Source organism: Corynebacterium sp. HMSC08D02, from assembly GCF_001807505.1.
GTDB classification, from domain to species: domain Bacteria; phylum Actinomycetota; class Actinomycetes; order Mycobacteriales; family Mycobacteriaceae; genus Corynebacterium; species Corynebacterium pseudogenitalium.
In genome coordinates, this window is the sequence record NZ_KV789245.1 from 96882 (window position 1) to 97323 (window position 442).

The following is a 442-nucleotide window of genomic DNA, read 5'->3' on the forward strand; positions in this document are numbered from 1 at the left end:
TGACACCTCGAGCACAACGGCACCAAATTCTCCACATCCGTCGCACCACCTTCCGCCCAATCCCGAATATGATGCATCTGCAAAAACCTGGTATGCCCACACCCCGGCACCGCGCACTTATGCCCCCACATCCCCAACAACACCTGCACCTGCTTCGGGCTTGCCAAACGGCGTTTGCGCCCAAACCTAATCACCTGCCCCTGGGCGTCATAGAGCACACCCATCAAATCTGCATGATCCACCAGATTGGCAAGCCGTGCGGCAGGCGCCGCCATATGATTCGGTAAAAACGCCCGCCCATCTGATGTCATATGCACCATCACTTGTGCCGCCGGCGCCATCGTTGCGTGTGTGGCGGCCCCGGTGCGCACCATATGCACCATCCCCATGAGCGATTGCAGCATCAACCGTGCCGGTGGCAGCCCGAAGGTCGAGCGCATCA

Annotated in this window: 1 protein-coding gene; it reads right to left on the reverse strand. The window is 59.7% G+C overall.

Going from position 1 to position 442, the window contains the following annotated elements:
- A partial coding sequence (locus HMPREF3170_RS06080; RefSeq protein ID WP_141742225.1) for an HNH endonuclease occupies positions 1-442 on the reverse strand: 442 nt, incomplete at both ends.